Source organism: Streptomyces sp. NPDC056061 (assembly GCF_042266885.1).
Lineage (GTDB): Bacteria > Actinomycetota > Actinomycetes > Streptomycetales > Streptomycetaceae > Streptomyces.
Genome location: NZ_JBHJWQ010000004.1, coordinates 171639 through 192323 on the forward strand (window position 1 = coordinate 171639; position 20685 = coordinate 192323).

At 69.6% G+C, this 20685-nt stretch carries 20 protein-coding genes; 11 read left to right on the plus strand and 9 right to left on the minus strand.

All coding sequences use genetic code 11. The features are described 5' to 3' along the window. Positions 1–568 precede the first annotated feature (568 nt). From ACFC79_RS08810 to ACFC79_RS08820, 3 genes are all read left to right on the plus strand, one after another. The gene (locus ACFC79_RS08810; RefSeq protein ID WP_376237022.1) at positions 569–2461 is read left to right on the plus strand and encodes a serine/threonine-protein kinase; all 1893 of its coding nucleotides are present in this window, start codon (positions 569–571) and stop codon (positions 2459–2461) included. Positions 2462–2532: 71 nt separating this feature from the next. Beyond that, positions 2533–3732: a cyclic dehypoxanthinyl futalosine synthase gene (gene mqnC / locus ACFC79_RS08815; protein ID WP_376237025.1), complete on the plus strand. Its 1200-nt coding sequence runs from the start codon at positions 2533–2535 to the stop codon at positions 3730–3732. Between the two features lie 14 nt (positions 3733–3746). Beyond that, entirely contained in the window at positions 3747–4373 is a 627-nt protein-coding gene (locus ACFC79_RS08820) for a hypothetical protein (RefSeq protein WP_376237027.1), read from the plus strand. Between the two features lie 132 nt (positions 4374–4505). On the opposite strand, the gene ACFC79_RS08825 is transcribed toward ACFC79_RS08820, so the two are convergent. Further along, entirely contained in the window at positions 4506–5219 is a 714-nt protein-coding gene (locus ACFC79_RS08825; protein WP_376237030.1) for a DUF3152 domain-containing protein, read from the minus strand. A 220-nt stretch (positions 5220–5439) separates the two neighbouring features. Here ACFC79_RS08825 and ACFC79_RS08830 point away from each other — a divergent pair, with 220 nt between their 5' ends. Next, complete coding sequence (locus ACFC79_RS08830) at positions 5440–6132, plus strand: demethylmenaquinone methyltransferase (protein WP_376237033.1); 693 nt, start codon at positions 5440–5442, stop codon at positions 6130–6132. A gap of 485 nt (positions 6133–6617) precedes the next feature. Here the strand turns inward: ACFC79_RS08830 and ACFC79_RS08835 are convergent, their stop codons facing one another. Next, positions 6618–7124, minus strand: a complete 507-nt coding sequence (locus ACFC79_RS08835) for a GNAT family N-acetyltransferase (RefSeq protein ID WP_376237036.1) — start codon at positions 7122–7124, stop codon at positions 6618–6620. A 97-nt stretch (positions 7125–7221) separates the two neighbouring features. On the opposite strand from ACFC79_RS08835, the gene ACFC79_RS08840 reads away from it, so the two are divergent. Beyond that, positions 7222–8505 carry a geranylgeranyl reductase family protein gene (locus ACFC79_RS08840; RefSeq protein WP_376237039.1) on the plus strand — a complete coding sequence of 428 codons (1284 nt, stop codon included), beginning with the start codon at positions 7222–7224 and terminating at the stop codon, positions 8503–8505. A gap of 28 nt (positions 8506–8533) precedes the next feature. Here ACFC79_RS08840 and ACFC79_RS08845 read toward each other — a convergent pair whose 3' ends face one another. The 4 genes from ACFC79_RS08845 to ACFC79_RS08860 all read right to left on the minus strand — a co-directional run bounded on the left by ACFC79_RS08845 (position 8534) and on the right by ACFC79_RS08860 (position 11611). Further along, positions 8534–8803, minus strand: a complete 270-nt coding sequence (locus tag ACFC79_RS08845) for a hypothetical protein (RefSeq protein WP_376237042.1) — start codon at positions 8801–8803, stop codon at positions 8534–8536. Between the two features lie 125 nt (positions 8804–8928). Next, entirely contained in the window at positions 8929–10179 is a 1251-nt protein-coding gene (locus tag ACFC79_RS08850) for an MraY family glycosyltransferase (RefSeq protein ID WP_376237045.1), read from the minus strand. Positions 10180–10547: 368 nt separating this feature from the next. Then, the gene (locus ACFC79_RS08855) at positions 10548–10745 is read right to left on the minus strand and encodes a DUF397 domain-containing protein (protein WP_376237048.1); all 198 of its coding nucleotides are present in this window, start codon (positions 10743–10745) and stop codon (positions 10548–10550) included. 11 nt (positions 10746–10756) lie between these two features. Next, positions 10757–11611 (minus strand): helix-turn-helix domain-containing protein, encoded by an 855-nt coding sequence (locus tag ACFC79_RS08860; RefSeq protein ID WP_376237051.1) that lies wholly within the window; start codon positions 11609–11611, stop codon positions 10757–10759. A 470-nt stretch (positions 11612–12081) separates the two neighbouring features. On the opposite strand from ACFC79_RS08860, the gene ACFC79_RS08865 reads away from it, so the two are divergent. After that, a complete protein-coding gene (locus tag ACFC79_RS08865) occupies positions 12082–12471 on the plus strand; it encodes a hypothetical protein (RefSeq protein WP_376237054.1) in 390 nt (129 codons plus the stop codon). Beyond that, the gene (locus ACFC79_RS08870; protein WP_376237057.1) at positions 12468–13082 is read left to right on the plus strand and encodes a TetR/AcrR family transcriptional regulator; all 615 of its coding nucleotides are present in this window, start codon (positions 12468–12470) and stop codon (positions 13080–13082) included. The genes ACFC79_RS08865 and ACFC79_RS08870 overlap by 4 nt, the downstream gene beginning before the upstream one ends. Positions 13083–13207: 125 nt before the next feature. On the opposite strand, the gene ACFC79_RS08875 is transcribed toward ACFC79_RS08870, so the two are convergent. The 3 genes from ACFC79_RS08875 to ACFC79_RS08885 form a co-directional block, all read right to left on the minus strand. Continuing rightward, positions 13208–14569 carry an acyltransferase gene (locus ACFC79_RS08875; protein WP_376237060.1) on the minus strand — a complete coding sequence of 454 codons (1362 nt, stop codon included), beginning with the start codon at positions 14567–14569 and terminating at the stop codon, positions 13208–13210. A gap of 326 nt (positions 14570–14895) precedes the next feature. Then, the gene (locus tag ACFC79_RS08880) at positions 14896–15597 is read right to left on the minus strand and encodes a hypothetical protein (RefSeq protein WP_376237063.1); all 702 of its coding nucleotides are present in this window, start codon (positions 15595–15597) and stop codon (positions 14896–14898) included. 255 nt (positions 15598–15852) lie between these two features. Then, positions 15853–16716 (minus strand): C40 family peptidase, encoded by an 864-nt coding sequence (locus ACFC79_RS08885; RefSeq protein ID WP_376237066.1) that lies wholly within the window; start codon positions 16714–16716, stop codon positions 15853–15855. 927 nt (positions 16717–17643) lie between these two features. Between ACFC79_RS08885 and ACFC79_RS08890 the strand changes: the two genes are divergently transcribed. Genes ACFC79_RS08890 through ACFC79_RS08905 form a run of 4 tightly spaced genes read left to right on the plus strand, consistent with a single transcriptional unit; the run spans position 17644 to position 20656 of the window. After that, a complete protein-coding gene (locus tag ACFC79_RS08890; protein ID WP_003992243.1) occupies positions 17644–18003 on the plus strand; it encodes an NADH-quinone oxidoreductase subunit A in 360 nt (119 codons plus the stop codon). 18 nt (positions 18004–18021) lie between these two features. Then, the gene (locus tag ACFC79_RS08895) at positions 18022–18576 is read left to right on the plus strand and encodes a NuoB/complex I 20 kDa subunit family protein (protein WP_376237069.1); all 555 of its coding nucleotides are present in this window, start codon (positions 18022–18024) and stop codon (positions 18574–18576) included. Next, positions 18573–19298, plus strand: coding sequence for an NADH-quinone oxidoreductase subunit C (locus ACFC79_RS08900; RefSeq protein WP_376237072.1), 726 nt, complete (start codon positions 18573–18575; stop codon positions 19296–19298). The genes ACFC79_RS08895 and ACFC79_RS08900 overlap by 4 nt, the downstream gene beginning before the upstream one ends. After that, positions 19298–20656 (plus strand): NADH-quinone oxidoreductase subunit D, encoded by a 1359-nt coding sequence (locus tag ACFC79_RS08905; RefSeq protein WP_376237075.1) that lies wholly within the window; start codon positions 19298–19300, stop codon positions 20654–20656. The genes ACFC79_RS08900 and ACFC79_RS08905 overlap by 1 nt, the downstream gene beginning before the upstream one ends. The last annotated feature ends 29 nt before the right edge of the window (positions 20657–20685 follow it).

The following is a 20685-nucleotide window of genomic DNA, read 5'->3' on the forward strand; positions in this document are numbered from 1 at the left end:
TTGGAGATCTCGGGGTCTTCGGGGGCTCAGGAGTCTCAGGGGTCTCGGGGTCTTCGGGGTCTTCGGGGTCTCGGGGTCTTCGGGGGACGCGGGGATAAGGACGGGGTATGGATGAATCCTGAACTTCCGGGCCCGGAAATCCGCCGGTCTTCCCCGGCGCCCCTCTCCCGTTTCGCTCTCCGGATGGTTCTCCGGTTCGTTCTCCGTGTTCCGTCGCGTTCTGTCGTGTTCTCCCGCCTCTCCCGCGTTCTTCTTCCGAGCCGGCCAACGGTTCGGGTTAATACGCGCCGAATTGCCGATTCCCGGATGGGCTCCGGACGGAGTCCCGGTTGTGTACCGGAATCGCTCGCGTGAACGATGTATTCACGCCTTTTGTTGTGTCGAAAGCAGTTGTTCGTTCCCTCGCGGGCGAAAACGGCGGATGGTTTCCTCTGGGAACGGATGACCTTCGTCGCCCAGTGCTGCTGTCGGAAGGGTTTGCCGGGGCCCGTCGGCCGGTGAACCCCTCCGGTCGCGGCACTAGGCTCCCGACCGGAGACACGGCCGGGTACACAGGGGGAGTACGTATATGCAGCCGCTGGAAGCCGGCGAACCGCTGACCATCGGTGCCTACCGATTGCTCGGCAGGCTCGGTGCGGGCGGCATGGGCCGGGTGTATCTGGGCCGCAGCGCGGGAGGCCGCACCGTCGCGGTGAAGGTCGTGCACCCCCACTTCGCCCTCGACGAGCAGTTCCGGGCCCGATTCCGGCGGGAGGTGGACGCCGCCCGGCGGATCGGCGCGCAGTGGACGGCGCCCGTCCTGGACGCCGACCCGGACGCCCCCATTCCGTGGGTGGCCCACGGCTACGTGGCCGGGCCGCCGCTGTCCGCCGCCATCACCGAGCACGGGCCGCTCCCCGAACACGCGGTGCGGACCCTGGGCGCTGGGCTCGGCGAGGCGCTGGCCGCGGTGCACGGGCTGGGGCTCATCCACCGGGACGTGAAGCCGTCCAACGTCCTGCTGGCCCTCGACGGGCCCCGGCTGATCGACTTCGGGATCGCCCACGCCATCGGCGCCACCGCCTCGCTCACCTCCACCGGGGTGTCCGTCGGCTCGCCCGGTTACATGGCGCCGGAACAGATCCGGGGCGTGGACATCTCGGGGGCGGCCGACGTCTTCTCGCTCGGCGCGGTGCTCGCGTACGCGGCGACCGGTACGGCCCCCTTCCTGGGCGACTCGTCCGCCGTGCTGCTCTACAAGGTGGTGCACGAGGAGCCCGAGCTGGGGGAGCTGGAGGGGGACTTGCGGGAGGTCGTCGCCGGGTGCCTGGAGAAGTACCCGGAGGACCGGCCGACCCCCACGGAGCTGGCGCGGCGGCTGGCGCCGGGCGGGGCCGCGGAGCTGGTGGCGGCGGGCTGGCTGCCCGGTCCGCTGGTGCGCGAGGTCAGCCGGGAGGCGGTCGCGCTGCTCGACCTGGAGCCGCAGGACGTGCCGGTGCAGTCGGGGCCGGTGCCGTTCAGCGGGGCGTCGTGGAGTGCGAACGAGCCGGACGCCGTCGGAGACCGCGGCGGTTCGGGCGGTCACGGCGGTTCGGGGGGCGCGGAGGGTCTGGGCGGTGATGCCGCGGCGGGGACGACGGGCGCGGGCGGTGCGTTCGGCCCGCCGGCCGAACCGTTCCCGTCCCCGTCGTACGAACGGATCCGGCCGCCGGGACCGGGCGGGCCCGCCTGGCCCCCGACGGAGGCGGACGGACCCGCGACGCACGATCACCCGCGCCCGCACCCGCCGTCCGGGGCCTCCGGGCTGCCCGGACAGCGGGCGGCCGACCCCCGGTTCTCCGTCACCCTCAGCGCCGACTCCGGCCCGTCGAGGCCCGACACGCACCGGGGCCGACGTCTCAGCTGCACGGTCGCCCTCGCCGTGGCCGGTGCGCTCGCCGTCGTGACCGTGAGCGGTGCGTTCCTCCTCGACCTGATGCCGGGCGGCGGCGGGAACAACGTCGGGCAGGGCTCAGACACCGCCCCCTCCACGCAGCCCTCGCAGCCCTCCGGGTCGGATCCGGGCCCTGGCTCGGGAGCGGGCTCGGGCCGCCCGGACCAGGTCGCCGAGGTACCGAAGGAGTTCGTCGGCACCTGGCGGGGCCCGCTCACCGAGAAGACCTCCGGGGCACCGCACGGCACGCTCACCGCCGTGATCACCGAGGGGAAGAAAGGAACCGACGTGGTCCGCATGACGACGGAGGTGTCCGCCCTCGGGCTGACCGTCCGCTGCAACAGCGTCGCCTCCATGACCTCCGGCACCGAAGAGGAGCTGATGCTCCGGGAACGCGTCGATCCGGACCGCCCCGGCGACCGCACCTTCTGCACCTCCACCGAGGCCGACGTCCACTTCACCAGAGGCGCGGACGGCACCCTCCGGTTCCGGTCCGAGGAGCGTTCGGCGGGGCTCCCGTACGGCACCCTCACCCGGTCCGGCAGCTGACGCCGAGCAGGGCTGGCGTACGCTGAACCGGTCCGTGACCGTTGAAAATCCGCCGAAAGGTGACAAGCCCGGTGACCGAGAAGGCCGACCTCCAGCCCATCCTCGACCGTGCCGCCGAAGGCGGTCGGATCACCCCGCAGGAGGCCCTCGACCTGTACCGGTCGGCGCCGCTGCACGCACTGGGGGCGGCGGCCGACGCCGTGCGCCGCCGTCGTTACGCCGGTACGGAGCACATCGCGACGTACATCATCGAGCGCAACATCAACTACACCAACGTGTGCGTCACGGCCTGCAAGTTCTGCGCGTTCTACGCGGCGCCCAAGGACACCGCCAAGGGCTGGACCCGCGACCTGGACGACATCCTGCGCCGCTGCGAGGAGACCGTCGAACTGGGCGGGACGCAGATCATGTTCCAGGGCGGTCACCACCCGGACTACGGCGTCGAGTACTACGAGAAGCACTTCTCCGCCATCAAGAAGGCGTTCCCGCAGCTGGTCATCCACTCGCTGGGCGCCTCCGAGGTCGAGCACATGGCCCGGATCTCCGGGGTCTCCGTCGAGGAGGCCATCGAGCGCATCCACGCCGCCGGTCTCGACTCCTTCGCCGGAGCCGGTGCCGAACTGCTGCCGGCCCGGCCGCGCACCGCGATCGCCCCGCTGAAGGAGTCCGGCGAGCGCTGGCTGGAGATCATGGAGATCGCCCACCGCCTGGGTGTCGAGTCCACCTCCACCATGCTGATGGGTACCGGCGAGACCAACGCCGAGCGCATCGAGCACCTGCGGATGATCCGTGACGTGCAGGACCGCACCGGCGGCTTCCGCGCCTTCATCCCGTACACGTACCAGCCGGAGAACAACAAGCTGAAGGGCCGGACGCAGGCCACGCTCTTCGAGTACCTGCGGATGATCGCCATCGCGCGGATCTTCCTGGACAACGTCGCGCACATCCAGGGCTCCTGGCTGACCACCGGCAAGGAGGTCGGCCAGCTGTCGCTGCACTACGGCGCCGACGACCTCGGCTCGATCATGCTGGAGGAGAACGTGGTCTCCTCGGCCGGTGCCAAGCACCGCTCCAACCGCCTGGAGATCATCGACCTGATCCGCAAGGCGGGCCGGGTGCCCGCGCAGCGCGCCACGACGTACGAGCACCTCGTCGTCCACGACGACCCCGCGAACGACCCGGTCGACGACCGCGTGACCTCGCACATCTCGTCCACGGCGATCGACGGAGGCACGGCACACCCCGAGCTGAAGCTCCTGAACACCAACTGATCCCGGGGGCCGATGTGTTGACGGTGCATGCCGCCGACGTGGTGCACGGTGCCCCGGTCGGGGCCGACGCCGTGGCCGTGGACGGCGGCACGATCGCCGCGATCGGCCCGTACGAGGATCTGCTCGCCGACCGCCCGCGGGCCCGGGTCCGGCGCTGGTCCGGCCTGATCACCCCCGGGCTGCTGAACGCCGGGGCGCCGGCCCTGCTGGAGGCCGCCTACCACCCCGACCCGCGCGAGGCGGACGAACTCGGCACCGAGCCGATCACCGGTGCCGCGCTCGTCGCCCTCGACCTGGACGAGGCGCGCTGGGGCGCGAGTGCCCGGCGCGGGCTGCAACGGATGCTGCGGCACGGCACGACGGCCGTCCGGGGCCCGTTCACCCGGCCCGCCGTGCGGACCGCGGTCGCCCGCTCGGGCCTGCGGGTCCATGCCCCGGGACCGGCCGCGCAGCCCGTCGGCCTCGACCCGCTGGCCTGTGTGGCCGAGCCCGACGAGGTGTTCGTGGCGGCCCTGGCCGTCGGTGGGCCCGCGGACCTCGCGGTGTTCGGCGTGCGGGACCCGGCCGAGCTGCGCACCGCCGGTGCCGGGAGCTGCACGGCGACGGTGCTCGGCGGACGCCTGGTCTTCCGCCGCGGCTGACGGGAGCGAGCGGGGCACGGGAGCCGCCGACGGGAGCGGTTCCCACGCGTCTCCGGTCAGACGGTCCGTCCGCGAGGTGGTCTGTGGGCGAGGTGGTCCGTCGGACCCGGGTTCCGGTGGTCCGTCCGGTCGTCACGGCACGGCCGGGCCGCCCAGGTAGCTCCCCTTGGCGTCGTACGGCCAGGCGTTGGAGACGCAGCCCTTCAGCCCGTCGATCTGCTGCATCATCGCGGGCGCCGGGCGTCCCTTCCCCGGGCAGGTCTCGTGGCCGTGGCCCAGCCAGTGGCCGACCTCGTGATTGATGATGAGGGCCCGGTAGTCGGCGAGCGGCCCGTGGAACTCGGGCGATCCGTGCTGCCACCGCTTGAGGTTGACCATCACGTCGGCGCCCACCCGGCAGTTGACCTCGCCGTGGGTGTCCAGGCCGCTCCTGCCGCAGATGTCGTCGGTGGTCGCGGGTGTGGCGATACGGACGACAAGCCCGGCCGGGTCGTCGGCGACCTGCCGGAAGGCGCGCTCGCCATGGTGCGACCAGCCCTTCGGGGCGGCGAGGACGCGGGCGACCTCGGCGGCGGCCCGGTCGGGGTCGACGCCCGTACCGTCCTCCACCTCGACCCGGTAGGCGTGGCTCGGGTCCGCCCGGCCCCCGTGGCCGCCCTTGCCACCGCTGCTGTTCGCGGTGGCGTCCGCGCCGGTGTCCCCGGCCTTCGCCCGGGCCACCGTGAACGTGCCGGTGCCTGTCGCCACGGACGTCGAGTCGTCCTTCTTCTCGTCACCGTCGGTGAGTACCCGTACCCCCACCACGGCGGCGACACAGATCAATGCCATGGGGAGGGCAACCGACATGCCACGTCCTGCCCTGCGCTCTTTCGGCCGCCCCGGTCGGCGCGCGCCCTGTGCGGACATCTGGATTCCCCCGCTCGCGGCTGCTCCGTGCTCCCCTCTGTACTGACTGTTGTCGGACACGATCGGTTCATTCCGGCCACGCACCACTCGTGACCGGTTACGACCGGCATGACCGGCGACCGGCGCGAGGCACCGCGGACCGGGCTGCTTGAATGGGCGGGTGACCCGAGCCTCCCTGGACAAGCAGCCGCACGAAGTCGCCACGATGTTCGACGACGTGGCGGCGAACTACGACCTCACCAACGATGTGCTGTCGCTCGGCCAGGCCCGGCTGTGGCGCAAGGAGGTCGCGAAGGCGGTGCACGCCCGCCCCGCTGAGAAGATCCTCGACCTGGCGGCCGGCACGGCGACGTCCTCGCTGCCGTTCGCCGCGACGGGTGCGTACGTCGTGCCGTGCGACTTCTCGCTCGGCATGCTGCGGGAGGGCAAGAGCCGCCACTCCTGGCTGCCGTTCACGGCGGGCGACGCCACGAAGCTGCCGTTCCGCGACGAGACCTTCGACGCCGTGACGATCTCCTTCGGGCTGCGCAACGTCCAGGACACCGACGCGGCACTGCGCGAGCTGTACCGGGTGACGAAGCCGGGCGGCCGCGTGGTGATCTGCGAGTTCTCGCAGCCGACCTGGACGCCGTTCCGGACCGTGTACACCGAGTACCTGATGCGGGCGCTGCCGCCGGTCGCGCGAGCGGTGTCGTCCAACCCCGACGCGTACGCCTACCTCGCCGAGTCGATCCGTGCCTGGCCCGACCAGCCGGGGCTCGCCGCGAAGCTCCAGCGGGCCGGCTGGTCGAAGGTCGCCTGGCGCAACCTCACCGGCGGCGTGGTGGCCCTGCACCGGGGCGTGCGCGCGTAAGGGCTGTCCCGTAATCCCTGGCGGGCGCGCGACGACAGCTGCGGCACCTCGCCGCGTTGTCGGAACGTCCGCATACGTCCAGTATGCGGACGCCCCTCCGCCTTGCGATGCACCACATCTGACGCCGCGCACCGGTCCACCACGGATTACGGGACAGCCCTTGGGTCCACGCACGCGTGGGGGCGCTGCCCCACGCGGTCGGCCCCGTGCCCGCCGACGCCTGCCCACCCGAGGTACCGGGCGGGGCACCATGCGGTCGGCGGACGCCCGCAGGCGCTTCCCGCGCCGATGTCTCGGAACCGCCCGCCGCCGCACGGCCGCCGCCCTGCCCGTCGCCTCGGGGGCCCGCCGCACGGCCGCCGCCCTGCCCCGCCGTCACGGGCCCCGTCACGACGGGGAACCGTCTCGCACGGGCGTCGCCGAGACCGGGCACCGTCACATGGACGTCGTCGGCGGAGGTGCCGTCGTCAACGGGGGCGCCGTCGTCATGGGGTCAGCGCCAGCCGGAAGCAGTAACCCGCGCGCCCCGACGGTGTCGTGATCTCCTCCGCCCGTTCCATGCCGAGCCGTCGCGCCACGGCGATCGACCGCTCGTTCCGCGCGTCGATCGCCGCCACCGCCTCCGCCACCCCGGCCGCGCGCAGCCGCTCCAGGGTGAGGTGCGCGGCGGCGGTCGCGTAACCCCGGCCCCAGGCCGCCCGGCCGAGCCGCCAGCCGATCTCGATCTCGCCCACCGGCCCGAACGAGGTGTGCGGCCAGGGCTGCGCCCCGGCGAAGCCGACCACCTCGCCGTCCTCGCCGAGCACCGTCCAGAGGCAGAAACCCAGTTCGGCGTCGTGCCTGCGCTGCCTGGCGGTCAACTCCTCGTATACGGAGAGTTCGGCCGACCTGCCGCCGAAGAACTCCATCACCTCGGGGTCGTCGAACACGCGGTGCCAGGAGAACGCGTCCTCGTCCGTGGGGACACGCAGGTCTATCTGAGGAGCTGACATCGAGGAGCCCTTCGGGAAGTTGATCAGCAGGCCCCCCTAGACTGCATGGGACAGGTGCCGCGCGGCACACGTTTTCGAGTCTTCGGGAGAACCGACCGTGACCGAGCCCCTCTCCGAGCACAGCGCGGACGTGATCGTCGTCGGGGCAGGCCCGGCCGGTTCCACCACCGCGTACTACCTCGCCAAGGCCGGACTCGACGTCCTGCTGCTGGAGAAGACGGCCTTCCCCCGCGAGAAGGTCTGCGGCGACGGCCTCACCCCGCGCGCCACCAAGCAGCTCGTCTCCATGGGCATCGACATCTCCGAAGAGGCGGGCTGGCTGCGCAACAAGGGGCTGCGCATCATCGGCGGCGGCGTCCGCCTCCAGCTGGACTGGCCGGATCTCGCCGCCTATCCGAACTACGGGCTGGTCCGCAAGCGCGACGACTTCGACGAACAGCTGGCCCGTCAGGCGCAGAAGGCCGGCGCCCGGCTGTACGAGCGCTGCAACGTCGGCTCCCCGATCATCGACGACCGCACCGGCCGCATCATCGGTGTCGACGCCAAGATCGGCGAGGAGAAGACCCCGATCTCCTTCCACGCCCCGCTCGTCGTCGCCGCCGACGGCAACTCCACCCGGCTGTCGCTCGCCATGGGCCTGCACCGCCGCGAGGACCGCCCGATGGGCGTGGCCGTGCGGACGTACTTCACCTCGCCCCGCCACGACGACGACTACCTGGAGTCCTGGCTGGAGCTGTGGGACCGGCGCGGCGCCGAGGACCGGCTGCTGCCCGGCTACGGCTGGATCTTCGGCATGGGCGACGGCACGTCCAACGTCGGTCTCGGCATTCTCAACTCCTCCTCCGCGTTCAAGGAGCTGGACTGGCGCGAGGTGCTCAAGGCGTGGTGCGCCTCGATGCCGGAGGACTGGGGCTTCACCCCCGAGAACATGACGACGCCGATCCGCGGCGCGGCCCTCCCGATGGCCTTCAACCGCCAGCCGCACTACACCAGGGGCCTGCTGCTCGTCGGTGACGCGGGCGGCATGGTCAACCCGTTCAACGGCGAAGGCATCGCCTACGCCATGGAGTCGGGCCAGATCGCGGCGGACGTCATCGTCCAGGCCCACGCCCGTGCCACCCCCGCCCAGCGCGAACTGGCCCTGAACAACTACCCGAAGGTGCTCAAGGAGACCTACGGCGGCTACTACACGATGGGCCGCGCCTTCGTGAAGCTGATCGGCAACCCGAAGGTGATGAAGATCGCCACCCAGCGCGGCCTGACGCACCCGCTGCTGATGAAGTTCACCTTGAAAATGCTCGCCAACCTGACCGACCCGACGGGCGGGGACGCGATGGACCGGATCATCAACGGGCTCTCCAAGGTGGCCCCGAAGGCCTGAGCCGCTCCGGCACCCGGCACCGCCTCGCTCAGTCCGTGAGCGAGGCGGTGATGATCCTCTTGATGTACACGAGTCCGGAGTCGGTCCCGGTGGGATTCAGCGAGTAGACCACCCGGTGCCCGAGATTCCGGGTGGCGAAGAACCCGTTGTCCCAACCGGGCCGCGAACCCGTCTTCCCCCGGACGTACTTCCTGTCCGGCAGCTGGTACCGCATGAGTCCACCGACACCGAAGCAGGCATTCCCGTCGGTGCAGTGCGTGTTGGTGGTGGCACTCGACGCGTTCGGAATCGTGAACACCAGTTTCTGCTGGGCGGGCGGCAGCAGCCTGCCCCGGAACAGGGCGGTCAGGAAGCGGTCCAGGTCGGCGACCGGCCCGCTGTCCCGTCCCGCGCCCGCTGCCCGGCGTCCGCCCGTTGTTCGTCCTACGCCCGATGTCCGGCGTCCGCGTGCGGGCGCTGATCGGCCGCGTCCTCCTCGGTGGGCCGGCCACCGGTGGCGACCACCCGTCCCGTGGCCCGGGGACGCATCAGCCGCATCCGGGCCAGCACGTCGGTGATGGCGAAGTCGTAGCGGGGCTGGAGCAGCAGGACCAGCCCGAGCCCGCAGATGATCGCGACCCCGTACAGAATCCAGGACTTGGCGCCCCGCGCCGAATACGCCACGACCCCGAACGAGATCAGCGTCGACCAGAAGTACATGAGGAGCACGGCACGCCGGTGCGAGTGCCCGAGCTGGAGCAGCCGGTGGTGGAGGTGCCCCTTGTCGGCGGCGAACGGCGACTTCCCGTTCCAGGTGCGCCTGATGACCGCGAGCACGAGGTCCGCGACGGGCAGCGCGATCACCGACAGCGGCAGCAGCAGCGGGATGTAGACCGGCACCATCGCGGCAGTTCCGGTGGTGCCGTCGACGGGCCGGTTGAACAGGCTCGGATCGACCTCGCCCGTGACGGAGACCGCGCACCCCGCGATGAGCAGCCCGAGCAGCATGGAGCCGGAGTCGCCCATGAAGACACGGGCCGGGTGCGAGTTGTGCACCAGGAAGCCGAGGCACATGCCCGCGAGGATCGCGGAGATGAGCGTGGTCGAGGCGGCGGCCTCGATGCCGTAGCCGTACCAGAGCCGGTACGCGTACAGGAAGAACGCCGTCGCCGCGATGCCCACCGTTCCGGCGGCAAGCCCGTCGAGCCCGTCGACGAAGTTGACCGCGTTGATCGTGAAGACGATCAGTCCCACGGTCAGCAGGGTGCCCTGCCAGTCGGCGAGGTAGAACCCGTCGGTGCCCGGCACCGGCAGCCAGAGGATCGTCAGCCCCTGGAACGCCATCACCCCGGCAGCCAGCAGCTGCCCGCCGAGCTTGACCAGCGAGTCCAGCTCCCATTTGTCGTCGAGCACCCCCAGCAGCCAGATCAGCGCGGCCCCGGACAGCAGCGCCCGGGGCGCCGAGCTCTGGGTGAAGATCTCCTCCAGGTGCGGGAGGTGCGATGCCACCAGGTACCCGGCCAGCAGCCCGCCGAACATGGCGATGCCACCGAGGCGCGGGGTCGGCTCGCGGTGGACGTCGCGCGCCCGGATCTCCGGCACCGCTCCGATCGCGATGGCGAACTTGCGGACCGGTCCGGTCAGGAGATGGGTCACCGCAGCCGTGATGAACAGCATCAGCAAGTAGTCCCGCACGGGCGGCCTCACATCCCGGCCCGACGGGCCGACTCCTGAACAGCTTCTTCCGGTTCCGCTGCACCGGGTTTCTCCGGGGGTCGCTGCTCGGGGCGGGACGGGCCGGGCCGGGCCGGTGGTGATTCCGATGCGACGGCCGGCACGGGATCGATCCTGGCTCCGGGCCCGATGCCGGGCCGAGGCTCCTCGCTGCGCCCCGGCGAGCCTAACTCATGGTCACGCGGGTGCTGCGGGGTGGCGTGCGGGGACGGGGGCGGGGGCGTCACGGATGCGGTCGGTGCAACCTTGTTCCGGTGAGTGCTTGTCCATGCGCGTATGAGCCCCCGCCCGGACCGGGCAGGGGCTCATACGAGTGACAGTGGGGTGCGCTATCGAACGGCGTTGTCGAATTCGCCCGACTTGATGCCTCGGACGAGGGCGGCGAACGTGTCACGGCTCGTGCGGGCGACCACATGCGGATCGTCGCCCTCGCGCAACAGGATCTCCTCAGCATGCCGTGCGACCTCGACGCACTGCTCTCCGCCGCCGGAGAACGACGACTTCTGCCAGCTGATCTCAGTGTCCATGTCGCGGATTATCACAGGTCGCGTGCGATGTGGTGAATGAAGCTCCGCGACTCGTCGGGGTCGAGACCGACCTCCTCCGCGAAGTCGAGCTGCATGCGGTATCGGTTCAGATCGGCCATGGCATGGAGATGCACGCCCCTGAACGGGGCGTCGATGTGTACGGTGTCCAGCTGCGGCACGACCCCGCCCGCGTACAGCACGGTCTGCGTCACTTCGACGAACTGCTCGGCGGCGAACGGAATCACGCGCACCGTCACCGCCGGACGTTCCGTCTCCTCCAGCAGTCGTTCCATCTGGGCGCGCGCGACCTTGCGGCCACCGGGCCTCATGCGCAGTCCTGCCTCGTGGATGACGACATCGAACTTCGGCGGATTCTCACGGTCCAGCACGCCCTGCCTGAGCATCCGGTGCTCCACCCGCGCCTCCACCTCGTTCTCGGACAGCTTGGGGAAGACGCCTTCGAAGAGGGCGCGGGCGTACTCCCGAATCTGGAGCAGGCCGGGCATCGTCAGGGATTGGAGGCAGCGCATGTAACGGGCGTGGTGCTCCAGCTCCGCGATGTTCAGGAAGCCGGGCGCCAGCACGCCGCGGTAGTCGTCCCACCAGAACTGGCCCCGGTGCTCCCGGGAAATGGCGCACAGCGCGTCGATCAGTGCGGTGTCGTCGCAGGCGTAGAAGCCGGCCAGACGGCGGATGCGCTCCTCGCCGACACCGATGCGGCCCGCTTCGATGTGGCTGATCTTCGCCTGGTCGGTGGAGATCAGCCCGGCGGCTTCACGTGCGGTCATGCCGGCCTGCTCGCGCAGCTTCCTCAACTCGCCGCCCAGCCGGACCTGTCGTGCGGTGGGGTTGTCCCTCGGTGGCATGTCACCTTCCTCTGATTGCCGCACAGTCTTGCGTGCCGCCGAGGGTCTGGTCCACCCGGACATATGAAGCTCAGGCGCCAATATTGCTCCGGATTGACTGTGCTCCCTATCGTCCCGTCCGGCGGTGCCGGAGGATCGATGCAGCGCCAAGTGCAGCCCTGCGCAAGCAAGTTGATGGGTTCGCTCCGTCCGGGCCGTGTCATGGGTCGCGTTCACCGCACGAGATGCCCCGGAGGACGCCCCTTCGCTCGGGGAGGGCCGCGCGGTGTCCTCGTGAGCGGTCTCGCGGCCGGGTGGAGGTCGCTGTCCATGGGCCCGGGGTGCCCCAGGTGGAGGCGGTGCGGGTCACCCTCGCGGCCTCGGACACGTGGGCCACGAGTTGATTTGGACGACCGTCCAGGACTATCGTCCAAATCAACGGTTGCCGGTCCTCGACGGCTGCCGGTTCCACAGCGGCGATGGAGGATGTAATGAATCAATCACTGTTGGCGACGGTGACGGCGGCGCTCCTGGTCTGGGAAGCGCTCCTGCTGATTCCCATGGTTCCGGGGAAGCTGATCGACACGCGGGACTTCTCCCCACTGCCGCGGTGGCAGTTCAACAGCTTCAACGTGTATCTGACCTCGCTCGGCCTCGCCAGCTTCGTGGTGGCCGGGTTCGCCATGGCGAACCAGCACTGGGCATTCGTGGCGGCGCTGGTGCTGAGCCTCGGCTACATTGCGGTCTTCGCGGCCGATCTCGGCGCGGTATTTCCCGTCGTGCCCGATGCGCTGCCGGTGCAACTGCTCGTCCTCGAAGCGATCGCACTGGCCTCGGCCGGCGTGAATGTGGTGATCTCGATCCAAGGAATGCGATTGTGAGCAGCGAGTCCACGAACCCCTCGCCCCGGACGGATACGCGGGAGAGGCTCATCGAGGCCGCCGCCTCGCTCATCCCCGAGTTGGGCTGGGGCGATGTGAGCAGTCGGCGGGTCGCGGAGCGCGCGGGCGTCAATACCGGCGTGATCCACTACCACGTGGGAAGCATCGGCGAACTCCGGCGCATTGCCGCCGTGCGGAAGATCCGGATGTTCTTCCGCGACCGGATCGGCGAGGCCCTGACGCAATCGGACCCGGCCGTGGCCGTCGAAACCCTGCTCCGCGCCCTGTCGGCCAGTGATCCGCGCGACCCGGAACTGCTGCTGTTGTACGAATCCCTCGTCGCGGCCGGCCGGGACGACCAACTGCGGGCCGAGACCGCCGACCTGCTGGCCGAGTTCCGGCAGTCGTTGTGCGACTGGTTCGCGGCCCGTGGTGTCACGCGTCCGCTCGTCGTCGCGGTCACCCTCACGGCGGCGATCGACGGCTACCTGCTTCAGCGGTCGCTCGACCCGTCCGTCGAGCCGGGCCCTCTCATCGACGGCATGGTCGGTCTGGTCCGGCAGCACCTCGCGCCCGACGACGCCGGGGGAGACCCGGCCGACGGGGCATGAGGCGCGGCAGCGCGATGCCCGGATGACGAGCCCCGCACGCGCGGTCCGCCGTCCGTGACCGCGAGCCCGTGGTCCGAACCACGGACACCCGACCACGGACGGCGGACCGCGGGCCGCGGTCGTGCTCAGGACGAGGGATCGCCACCTGCGACCCTCGCCGCCCCCGCTGTCCTCGCCGCCGCGAGAGCCGGGGCGCCCTCACCGCGGACGGCCACTCGCGTGGGCGCGGTGCGAGGGCCTTGCGCGACAACGGTGCGCGAGCTCTGCACGACAAGGGATTCCCGGGCGTTCTTCTCCCGCACGATGAGCAGCCCCGCCAGCACCAGCAGCACCCACAGCACCGGTCCGAGCGAGTTCCCGAGCGAGTCCCCGGCGGAGATGAACCCCTGCGCGGCAAGTCCGAGAAGCCCTCCGGCGGCAAGTACGGCCGCGAGAACGACCTTGCCCAGGCTCGTGTCCGACCCCCTTGCGGAACCACGACGGATTTCGAACCGGCCGAAGACCCTCGTGAAGCACATCAGGGACACCCCGGCGACTCCGACCCACACCGGAATCACCGCGAACCACATCGGGCTGCCGGGAGCCGGGGTCGCGAAGCCGAGGCCGACAACGAGGATTCCCGCCGTCACCACGAGAGCCGGCATGTGCCAGAGATACAGGGTCATGAAGCGGGTCCCGCACCACTGCAGGGCGGCGGCGACACCCGGACGTCCGGCGAATCGCGTCATGGCCGGTTTGAGCGCCAGCCAGAGTCCGAGCTGCCCGATCGTCAGCGACACCATCAGCGCGGTCGGGGGGCTCATGTTGGAGACGGGGGCACCGGGCATTCCGATCATGGACGCCGGGTAGGGCCCGAAGAACACGGCGGCCGCGGTGAGCCCGAAGCCGGCGACGGCCAGGCCCGCCGACGTCCACCCGCTCCGCATGTTCAGGCCGCCGTCGGCGTAGTGGAAGCCGAACTGGTGGGCCGCCAGCCAGACGAACAGGGCATTCAGGAAACCGATCGCAGGGCTCACCTCGAAGCGCAGTACGTCGACGACCAGCGCACAGATCGCGAGAACTCCGATCACGCGCCATCCATACCGGCGGTACAACGCGTACATGACGGGTGTGACCGCGACCACCAGCACGTAGACGGCGAGGAACCAGAGCAGTTGCCCGGCAATCTTGCCCGCCATCAGGACCGGCTGCCGGGGCACGCCTCCACCGATCAGCAGGTGGGGCAGGAACAGCCATACCGCGGTCAGCGGTACGACCGGCACCAGCAGGCGCGCGATCCGGCTCCGGAGCCATTCGCGCACCGATTTGACCGATCGGAACGAAAAGAAATTGGCGGCCCCACCCGCGAAGAAGACCATCGGCATGACCTGGGTCAGCCAGGTGACAATCCACCACCCGGGACTGGCGAGGGCATTCCCGGTGCTCAATTGACCGTTTTCATAGGCCAGTACCGGCATGAGCCAGTGCTGGGAAATCACGGCCAGCACACATAGTGCTCTGATGATGTCTATGAACGAGTCGCGACCGCGACCGGACGAATGAGCGTGCGTCGGCTGCATGTCATCATCGTGTCGGCAGCAGCCGGTTCGGGCAGTAAAGAGGGCACCCGAATCCCTTCGGGTGCCAGCACCGCGGTCGTGGTGGGGTTTTCCCCACCGGGCTCCCACCGGCTTCCACCAGGTCCTACCGGGATTTCACCGGGTTCCACCGTTTTCCGTGCGGCCGATCGGATACGGGCCCACCCACGAGGGCCGTTCCCGCTCGTCGGAAACCTGGCCCATCCATCGGAAACCCTACCCAACCGCGTGGGCTCTCAGGAGCTGGGCGGCAGCAGTTCCCTGGTGAGGGAGAAGGCCGACTGCGCCGTCGCGAGCAGTGCGTTGACGCGGCCGAGGACCCGGTTCACCCGGTCGGAACTCTCCGTCCGGACCGCTTCCGCCAGATCGTCGGCGTACTCCTGTGCCCGCACCGCTTCGTCGCCGTCCGCACGGCGGGCGTCCTCGCGCAGCGCCTCGATCAGCTGCCGGTTGGAGACATGGCGCTGATCGGTGGTGTTGCCGTGGCGCACCTGTACGGAGGCATGAGGGCTGTTGATGTTGGTGGCGACGAAACTGCCGTTGTCGGCGAATATCTGCACTGCTTCCTCGCTCCCCGTCCACATGAAGTTCGTCCGGTACTCGGCCCAGCCTTTTCGGGTCGGGCAGTACACGCCGAATCTCCATCCGCGCGTTTTGATCATCTGGTGTTTGAGAGGTTCGGCGACAATCAGCAAGGCGTCCGCGTGATTCCATCCCCGGCCGTCGAAATAGTCCGTCATGCGGACGTCCTGGCCGGGCCGGGACGCTCTCCGGCATATTTCCTGGAACGTCTGTCTCTGGAATGCGCCGACGTGTGCCGAGGTGATCGACGGTGGAGGGAGCCGCCAGCCGTGATAGGTCTTGCGGGCGAACAGAAATAATGCGCGAAGCAAGGCGTAGGCGATGGCGACGACGAGCAGCGGTGCTAAATCTTTCACGCCTCTTTTCCCTTCGTGTCCAAAGAATGGGAACTGTAATGCAGTTGGGCGTCGGTGCACAGAGGCGTGTCGGCTGCCGATGCGGGCACGGTACCGGCTCTCCACGGGGCCGTCCCGGGGCGAGCGCGCTCGGGCGGCGGCGCACGGCGAAGGGCCGTCGCTCCCGAGCGGGGGAGCGACGGCCCTTCGCCGTGCCGCATACGTGTTTCCGGCGTGCCGCGGGCACGTCCGGCGCGCTTCACGCGCGCTTGTGAATCAGAGAACGCGGACCGCGCCCGACGGCGGGTCGTAGGACAGCGGGCGCTGCACCACACCGGTGCTGGAGTTCTGCGCACCGACGAACTCGCCGCCGCCCACGTACACCGCGACGTGGTACGCGCTGCCCGCGCCGCCCCAGTACAGGATGTCGCCCGGCTGAAGGTTGCTCAGGGAGACCTGGGTGCCCGCGGTGGACTGGGCCTGCGAGACACGGGGCAGGTCGACGCCGACCGAACGGAACGCGGCCTGGACCAAGCCCGAGCAGTCCCACGAGTTGGGGCCGGTGCCGCCGGACACGTACGCGTCGCCGACCTGGGCCTTCACGAAGGAGAGGACGGACGCGGCGGAGCCGGTCGCGCTCGACGAGGACGAGGACGAGGACGAAGAAGAAGAGGACGCGTACGACGAGTACGAGGAGGCGGAGGTACCGGCGGAGGAGCCGGAGGTCGCGCTGAGCGTCGTACGGGCCTGGGTGCGCGAGGCACGCAGGGCGGCCTCGGCCTTCGCCCGAGCGGCGGCCTCCGCCTTCTGCTTGGCCTCGGCCTTGCGGACCGCCTCGGCCTTGGCCTTCTTGGCGGCCTTGGCGGCGGTGGTCGCGGCGGCATCCTGCTGGGCCTGCGTCTGCAGGTCCTGGGCGACCTGCTCCGTCGCCTGGGCGGAAGCGGCGACGGTGGTGGAGAGCCCCTCGGTGATGGTGGGCATCTCGATGGTCTGGGTCACCGGCTCGGCCTGAGCCGGTCCAGCAGCGCCGGCGACCGCGATGGTGCTGAGGACGCCACCGGCAACTCCGGCGCGCAGCGCCGTCTTCGGAGCGCTTCGGCGGGGCTTCCGGTGGCTGGGTATGTGAGCGGTGTGGGACATGGGTACTAGCGCTATCAGGGCTTCCGGCCTCCCATCAAGAAACGTGTGTTGCGACACAGTTACGTTCGGAATCTGTGAATCCGCTTTCTGGTGAGCCTTATTGACGCCGTAACGGACATAACGGGCGCACCCGATCACCGCTGTGATCACGGACTTTCGCCAATTAGTCCGAATTGCCCGCCGCTTACCATCCGTTCGCACTGATGGCCAAGCCCGCTTTCGCGAGGGGGGTCGTCGAGTGACGCAGGTCACGGAACGGGTGTCGGGTGTGGGCGGTTGCGGGCGGTTCGCGGTCATGTGTGACCGAATGGGGAGCGTGAGTGGTGCGGCGGTGTGCCGCGCGGCGCGGTCCGGGGTGGGGGAGTGCGGGTGCCGGTGGGTGGCGAGCCCGGTGGGTGGATGCCGGGGGCGCGATCGCCGGAGCGCGGATGGCGGTGGGTGCGGACCCGGCGCGCGGACCGCGCGTCCGGAAGATCGTGAATGTGTGCACACGTCCACTTCGTGTGACGTGTGACCCCTCGCGGGGATGAGTTCGGGCGGGCCCGGACGGGGTGCCGGGGCCCCGGAGCAGGCGGGTGTACATATCACGCATCGCTGTCCATTGCCAATTTGCGTGCAGAGGCGTTCCATTGTTAATGGAAACGCGCTTTGACCAGCGATAACAGCATCAGATGTCACATCTCGTGACGGCTCTGCCGCTTTGCGTGAAAAGATCGACGCCCATCCGACTTCATGATCGTTCGTCGGGTGGTGGAGATCACAAACTCCGTCTACTACCCCGTGTCGCAGATCACAGGACGGCGGGCATAGGATGCGGGGCAGTCGGGCTTGTGAACTGCCTCACATGTGCACGATCTTGGTGGGGCGGCGAGCCGAAATCGCCCGATGCGGTCCAACGGTCAAGGACGACTGGAAGGAGCGAGGAGCGTGAATGCCTACGCGCCCATCCTCGTGCTCGGCGCCCTCGGGGCAGGGTTTGCGATCTTCTCCGTGGTCATGGCCACGCTTATCGGCCCCAAGCGGTACAACCGGGCAAAGCTCGAAGCGTACGAGTGCGGGATCGAACCCACCCCCACTCCGGCCGGAGGCGGCCGCTTCCCCATCAAGTACTACCTGACGGCGATGCTCTTCATCGTCTTCGACATCGAGATCGTCTTCCTCTATCCCTGGGCGGTCACCTTCGACGCGCTGGGGATCTTCGGGCTCGTGGAGATGCTGCTCTTCGTGCTCACCGTCTTCGTCGCCTACGCGTACGTATGGCGTCGCGGCGGCCTGGAATGGGACTGAGGGGCTGAGGGGCACACCATGGGACTCGAAGAGAAGCTGCCCAGCGGCTTCGTGCTGACCACCGTCGAGCAGGCCGCGGGCTGGGTGCGGAAGTCCTCCGTCTTCCCGGCCACGTTCGGCCTCGCCTGCTGCGCCATCGAGATGATGACGACCGGCGCCGGGCGCTACGACCTCGCCCGCTTCGGGATGGAGGTCTTCCGCGGATCGCCGCGCCAGGCGGATCTGATGATCGTGGCAGGACGGGTCAGCCAGAAGATGGCGCCCGTCCTGCGGCAGGTCTACGACCAGATGCCCAACCCCAAGTGGGTGATCTCCATGGGGGTTTGTGCCTCATCGGGCGGAATGTTCAACAATTACGCCATTGTTCAGGGTGTTGATCATATTGTGCCGGTAGACATCTATTTGCCGGGTTGCCCGCCGCGCCCGGAGATGCTGATGGACGCGATCCTCAAGCTCCACCAGAAGATCCAGAACACCAAGCTCGGCGTCAACGCGGAGGAGGCCGCCCGCGAGGCGGAGCAAGCCGCGCTCAAGGCCCTGCCCCTGATCGAGATGAAGGGGCTGCTGCGATGAGCGAGAACCATGTCCACGACGCACAGGACGGCAGCGGTCTCCCCGCACCGCGCGACGAGGGCGGCGAGGTCATCGGCGTACGCCGGGGCATGTTCGGCGCCAACAACGGCGGCGACACCTCCGGCTACGGCGGCCTCGTCCGCACCGTGGCCCTGCCCGGTGCCGCGTCCCGCCCCTACGGCGGCTGGTTCGACGAGGTGGCCGACGAGCTGGAGGGGGCCCTGGAGGAACAGGACCTGCTTCCCGCGAACGCCATCGAGAAGACCGTCGTCGACCGGGGCGAGCTCACCTTCCACATCGCCCGCGAGCACCTGGTCCGGGTGGCCCGGACCCTGCGTGACGACCCCGCCCTGCGCTTCGAGCTCTGCACCGGGGTCAGCGCGGTCCACTTCCCCGGCGACAAGGGCCGCGAGCTGCACGCCGTCTACCACCTGCGCTCGCTCACCCACGGCAGGCTGATCCGCCTGGAGGTCTCGGCCCCGGACGACGACCCGCACCTTCCCTCGCTCGTCGCGGTCTACCCGACCAACGACTGGCACGAGCGCGAGGCGTACGACTTCTTCGGGCTCGTCTTCGACGGCCACCCCGCCCTCACCCGGATCATGATGCCGGACGACTGGCAGGGCTTCCCGCAGCGCAAGGACTACCCGCTCGGCGGCATCGCCGTCGAGTACAAGGGCGCCCAGATCCCGGCTCCGGACCAGCGGAGGTCGTACTCCTGATGACCACTCCCCATTCCCACCCCGCGTCGGACCCCACCGGGACGCCCCTGTCCGATGCCCGCGCCACGACCGAGGGGACCGTATATACGGTCACCGGCGGAGACTGGGACGAGGTCGCCGAGTCCGCGGTCAAGTCCGACGACGAGCGCATCATCGTCAACATGGGTCCCCAGCACCCGTCCACCCACGGGGTGCTGCGGCTGATCCTGGAGATCGACGGCGAGACCGTCACCGAGGCCCGCTGCGGCATCGGCTACCTCCACACCGGCATCGAGAAGAACCTCGAATACCGGAACTGGACCCAGGGCACCACCTTCGTGACGCGCATGGACTACCTGACGCCGTTCTTCAACGAGACGGCGTACTGCCTCGGCGTCGAGAAGCTCCTCGGCATCGAGGACCAGATCCCCGACCGCGCCACCGTCCTGCGCGTGCTGCTGATGGAGCTGAACCGGCTCTCCTCGCACCTGGTGTGCATCGCCACCGGAGGCATGGAACTCGGCGCCACCACGATCATGATCTACGGGTTCCGGGACCGCGAACTCGTCCTCGACCTCTTCGAGCTGATCACCGGACTGCGGATGAACCACGCGTTCGTCCGGCCCGGAGGACTCGCCCAGGACCTGCCGCCCGGCGCGATCGACCAGCTGCGCGAGTTCGTGAAGACCATGAGGAAGAACCTGCCGGAGTACGACAAGCTCGCCACCGGCAACCCCATCTTCAAGGCCCGCATGCAGGACGTCGGCTACCTCGACCTGACCGGCTGCATGGCGCTGGGCGCCACCGGACCGATCCTGCGCTCCGCCGGACTCCCGCACGACCTGCGCAAGACGGACCCGTACTGCGGATACGAGAACTACGAGTTCGACGTCCCCACCACCGACAGCTGCGACGCATACGGCCGCTTCCTCGTCCGGCTGGAGGAGATGCGCCAGTCGCTGCGGATCATCGAGCAGTGCATCGACCGGCTCGCCCCGGGCCCGGTGATGGTCGCCGACAAGAAGATCGCCTGGCCCGCGCAGCTCGCGCTCGGCCCGGACGGGCTCGGCAACTCGCTCGACCACATCAAGAAGATCATGGGTACCTCGATGGAGGCCCTGATCCACCACTTCAAGCTGGTGACCGAGGGCTTCCGGGTCCCCGCCGGGCAGACGTACACCGCCGTCGAATCGCCCAAGGGCGAGCTCGGCGTGCACATCGTCTCCGACGGCGGCACCCGCCCCTACCGGGTCCACTTCCGCGACCCGTCCTTCACCAACCTCCAGGCCATGGCGGCGATGTGCGAGGGCGGCCAAGTCGCCGACGTCATCGTCGCCGTCGCGTCCATCGACCCCGTGATGGGAGGCGTCGACCGGTGACCGAAGCACGACAGGAAGTCAGTCTGGGG

Coding starts and splice junctions, on each gene's coding strand:
- ACFC79_RS08810 (WP_376237022.1), top strand. CDS start 569: ATGCAGCCGCTGGAAGCCGGCGAACCGCTGACCATCGGTGCCTACCGA.
- ACFC79_RS08825 (WP_376237030.1), bottom strand. CDS start 5,219: ATGTCGGTTGCCCTCCCCATGGCATTGATCTGTGTCGCCGCCGTGGTG.
- ACFC79_RS08835 (WP_376237036.1), bottom strand. CDS start 7,124: ATGTCAGCTCCTCAGATAGACCTGCGTGTCCCCACGGACGAGGACGCG.
- ACFC79_RS08855 (WP_376237048.1), bottom strand. CDS start 10,745: ATGGACACTGAGATCAGCTGGCAGAAGTCGTCGTTCTCCGGCGGCGGA.
- ACFC79_RS08860 (WP_376237051.1), bottom strand. CDS start 11,611: ATGCCACCGAGGGACAACCCCACCGCACGACAGGTCCGGCTGGGCGGC.
- ACFC79_RS08865 (WP_376237054.1), top strand. CDS start 12,082: ATGAATCAATCACTGTTGGCGACGGTGACGGCGGCGCTCCTGGTCTGG.
- ACFC79_RS08885 (WP_376237066.1), bottom strand. CDS start 16,716: ATGTCCCACACCGCTCACATACCCAGCCACCGGAAGCCCCGCCGAAGC.
- ACFC79_RS08895 (WP_376237069.1), top strand. CDS start 18,022: ATGGGACTCGAAGAGAAGCTGCCCAGCGGCTTCGTGCTGACCACCGTC.
- ACFC79_RS08900 (WP_376237072.1), top strand. CDS start 18,573: ATGAGCGAGAACCATGTCCACGACGCACAGGACGGCAGCGGTCTCCCC.
- ACFC79_RS08905 (WP_376237075.1), top strand. CDS start 19,298: ATGACCACTCCCCATTCCCACCCCGCGTCGGACCCCACCGGGACGCCC.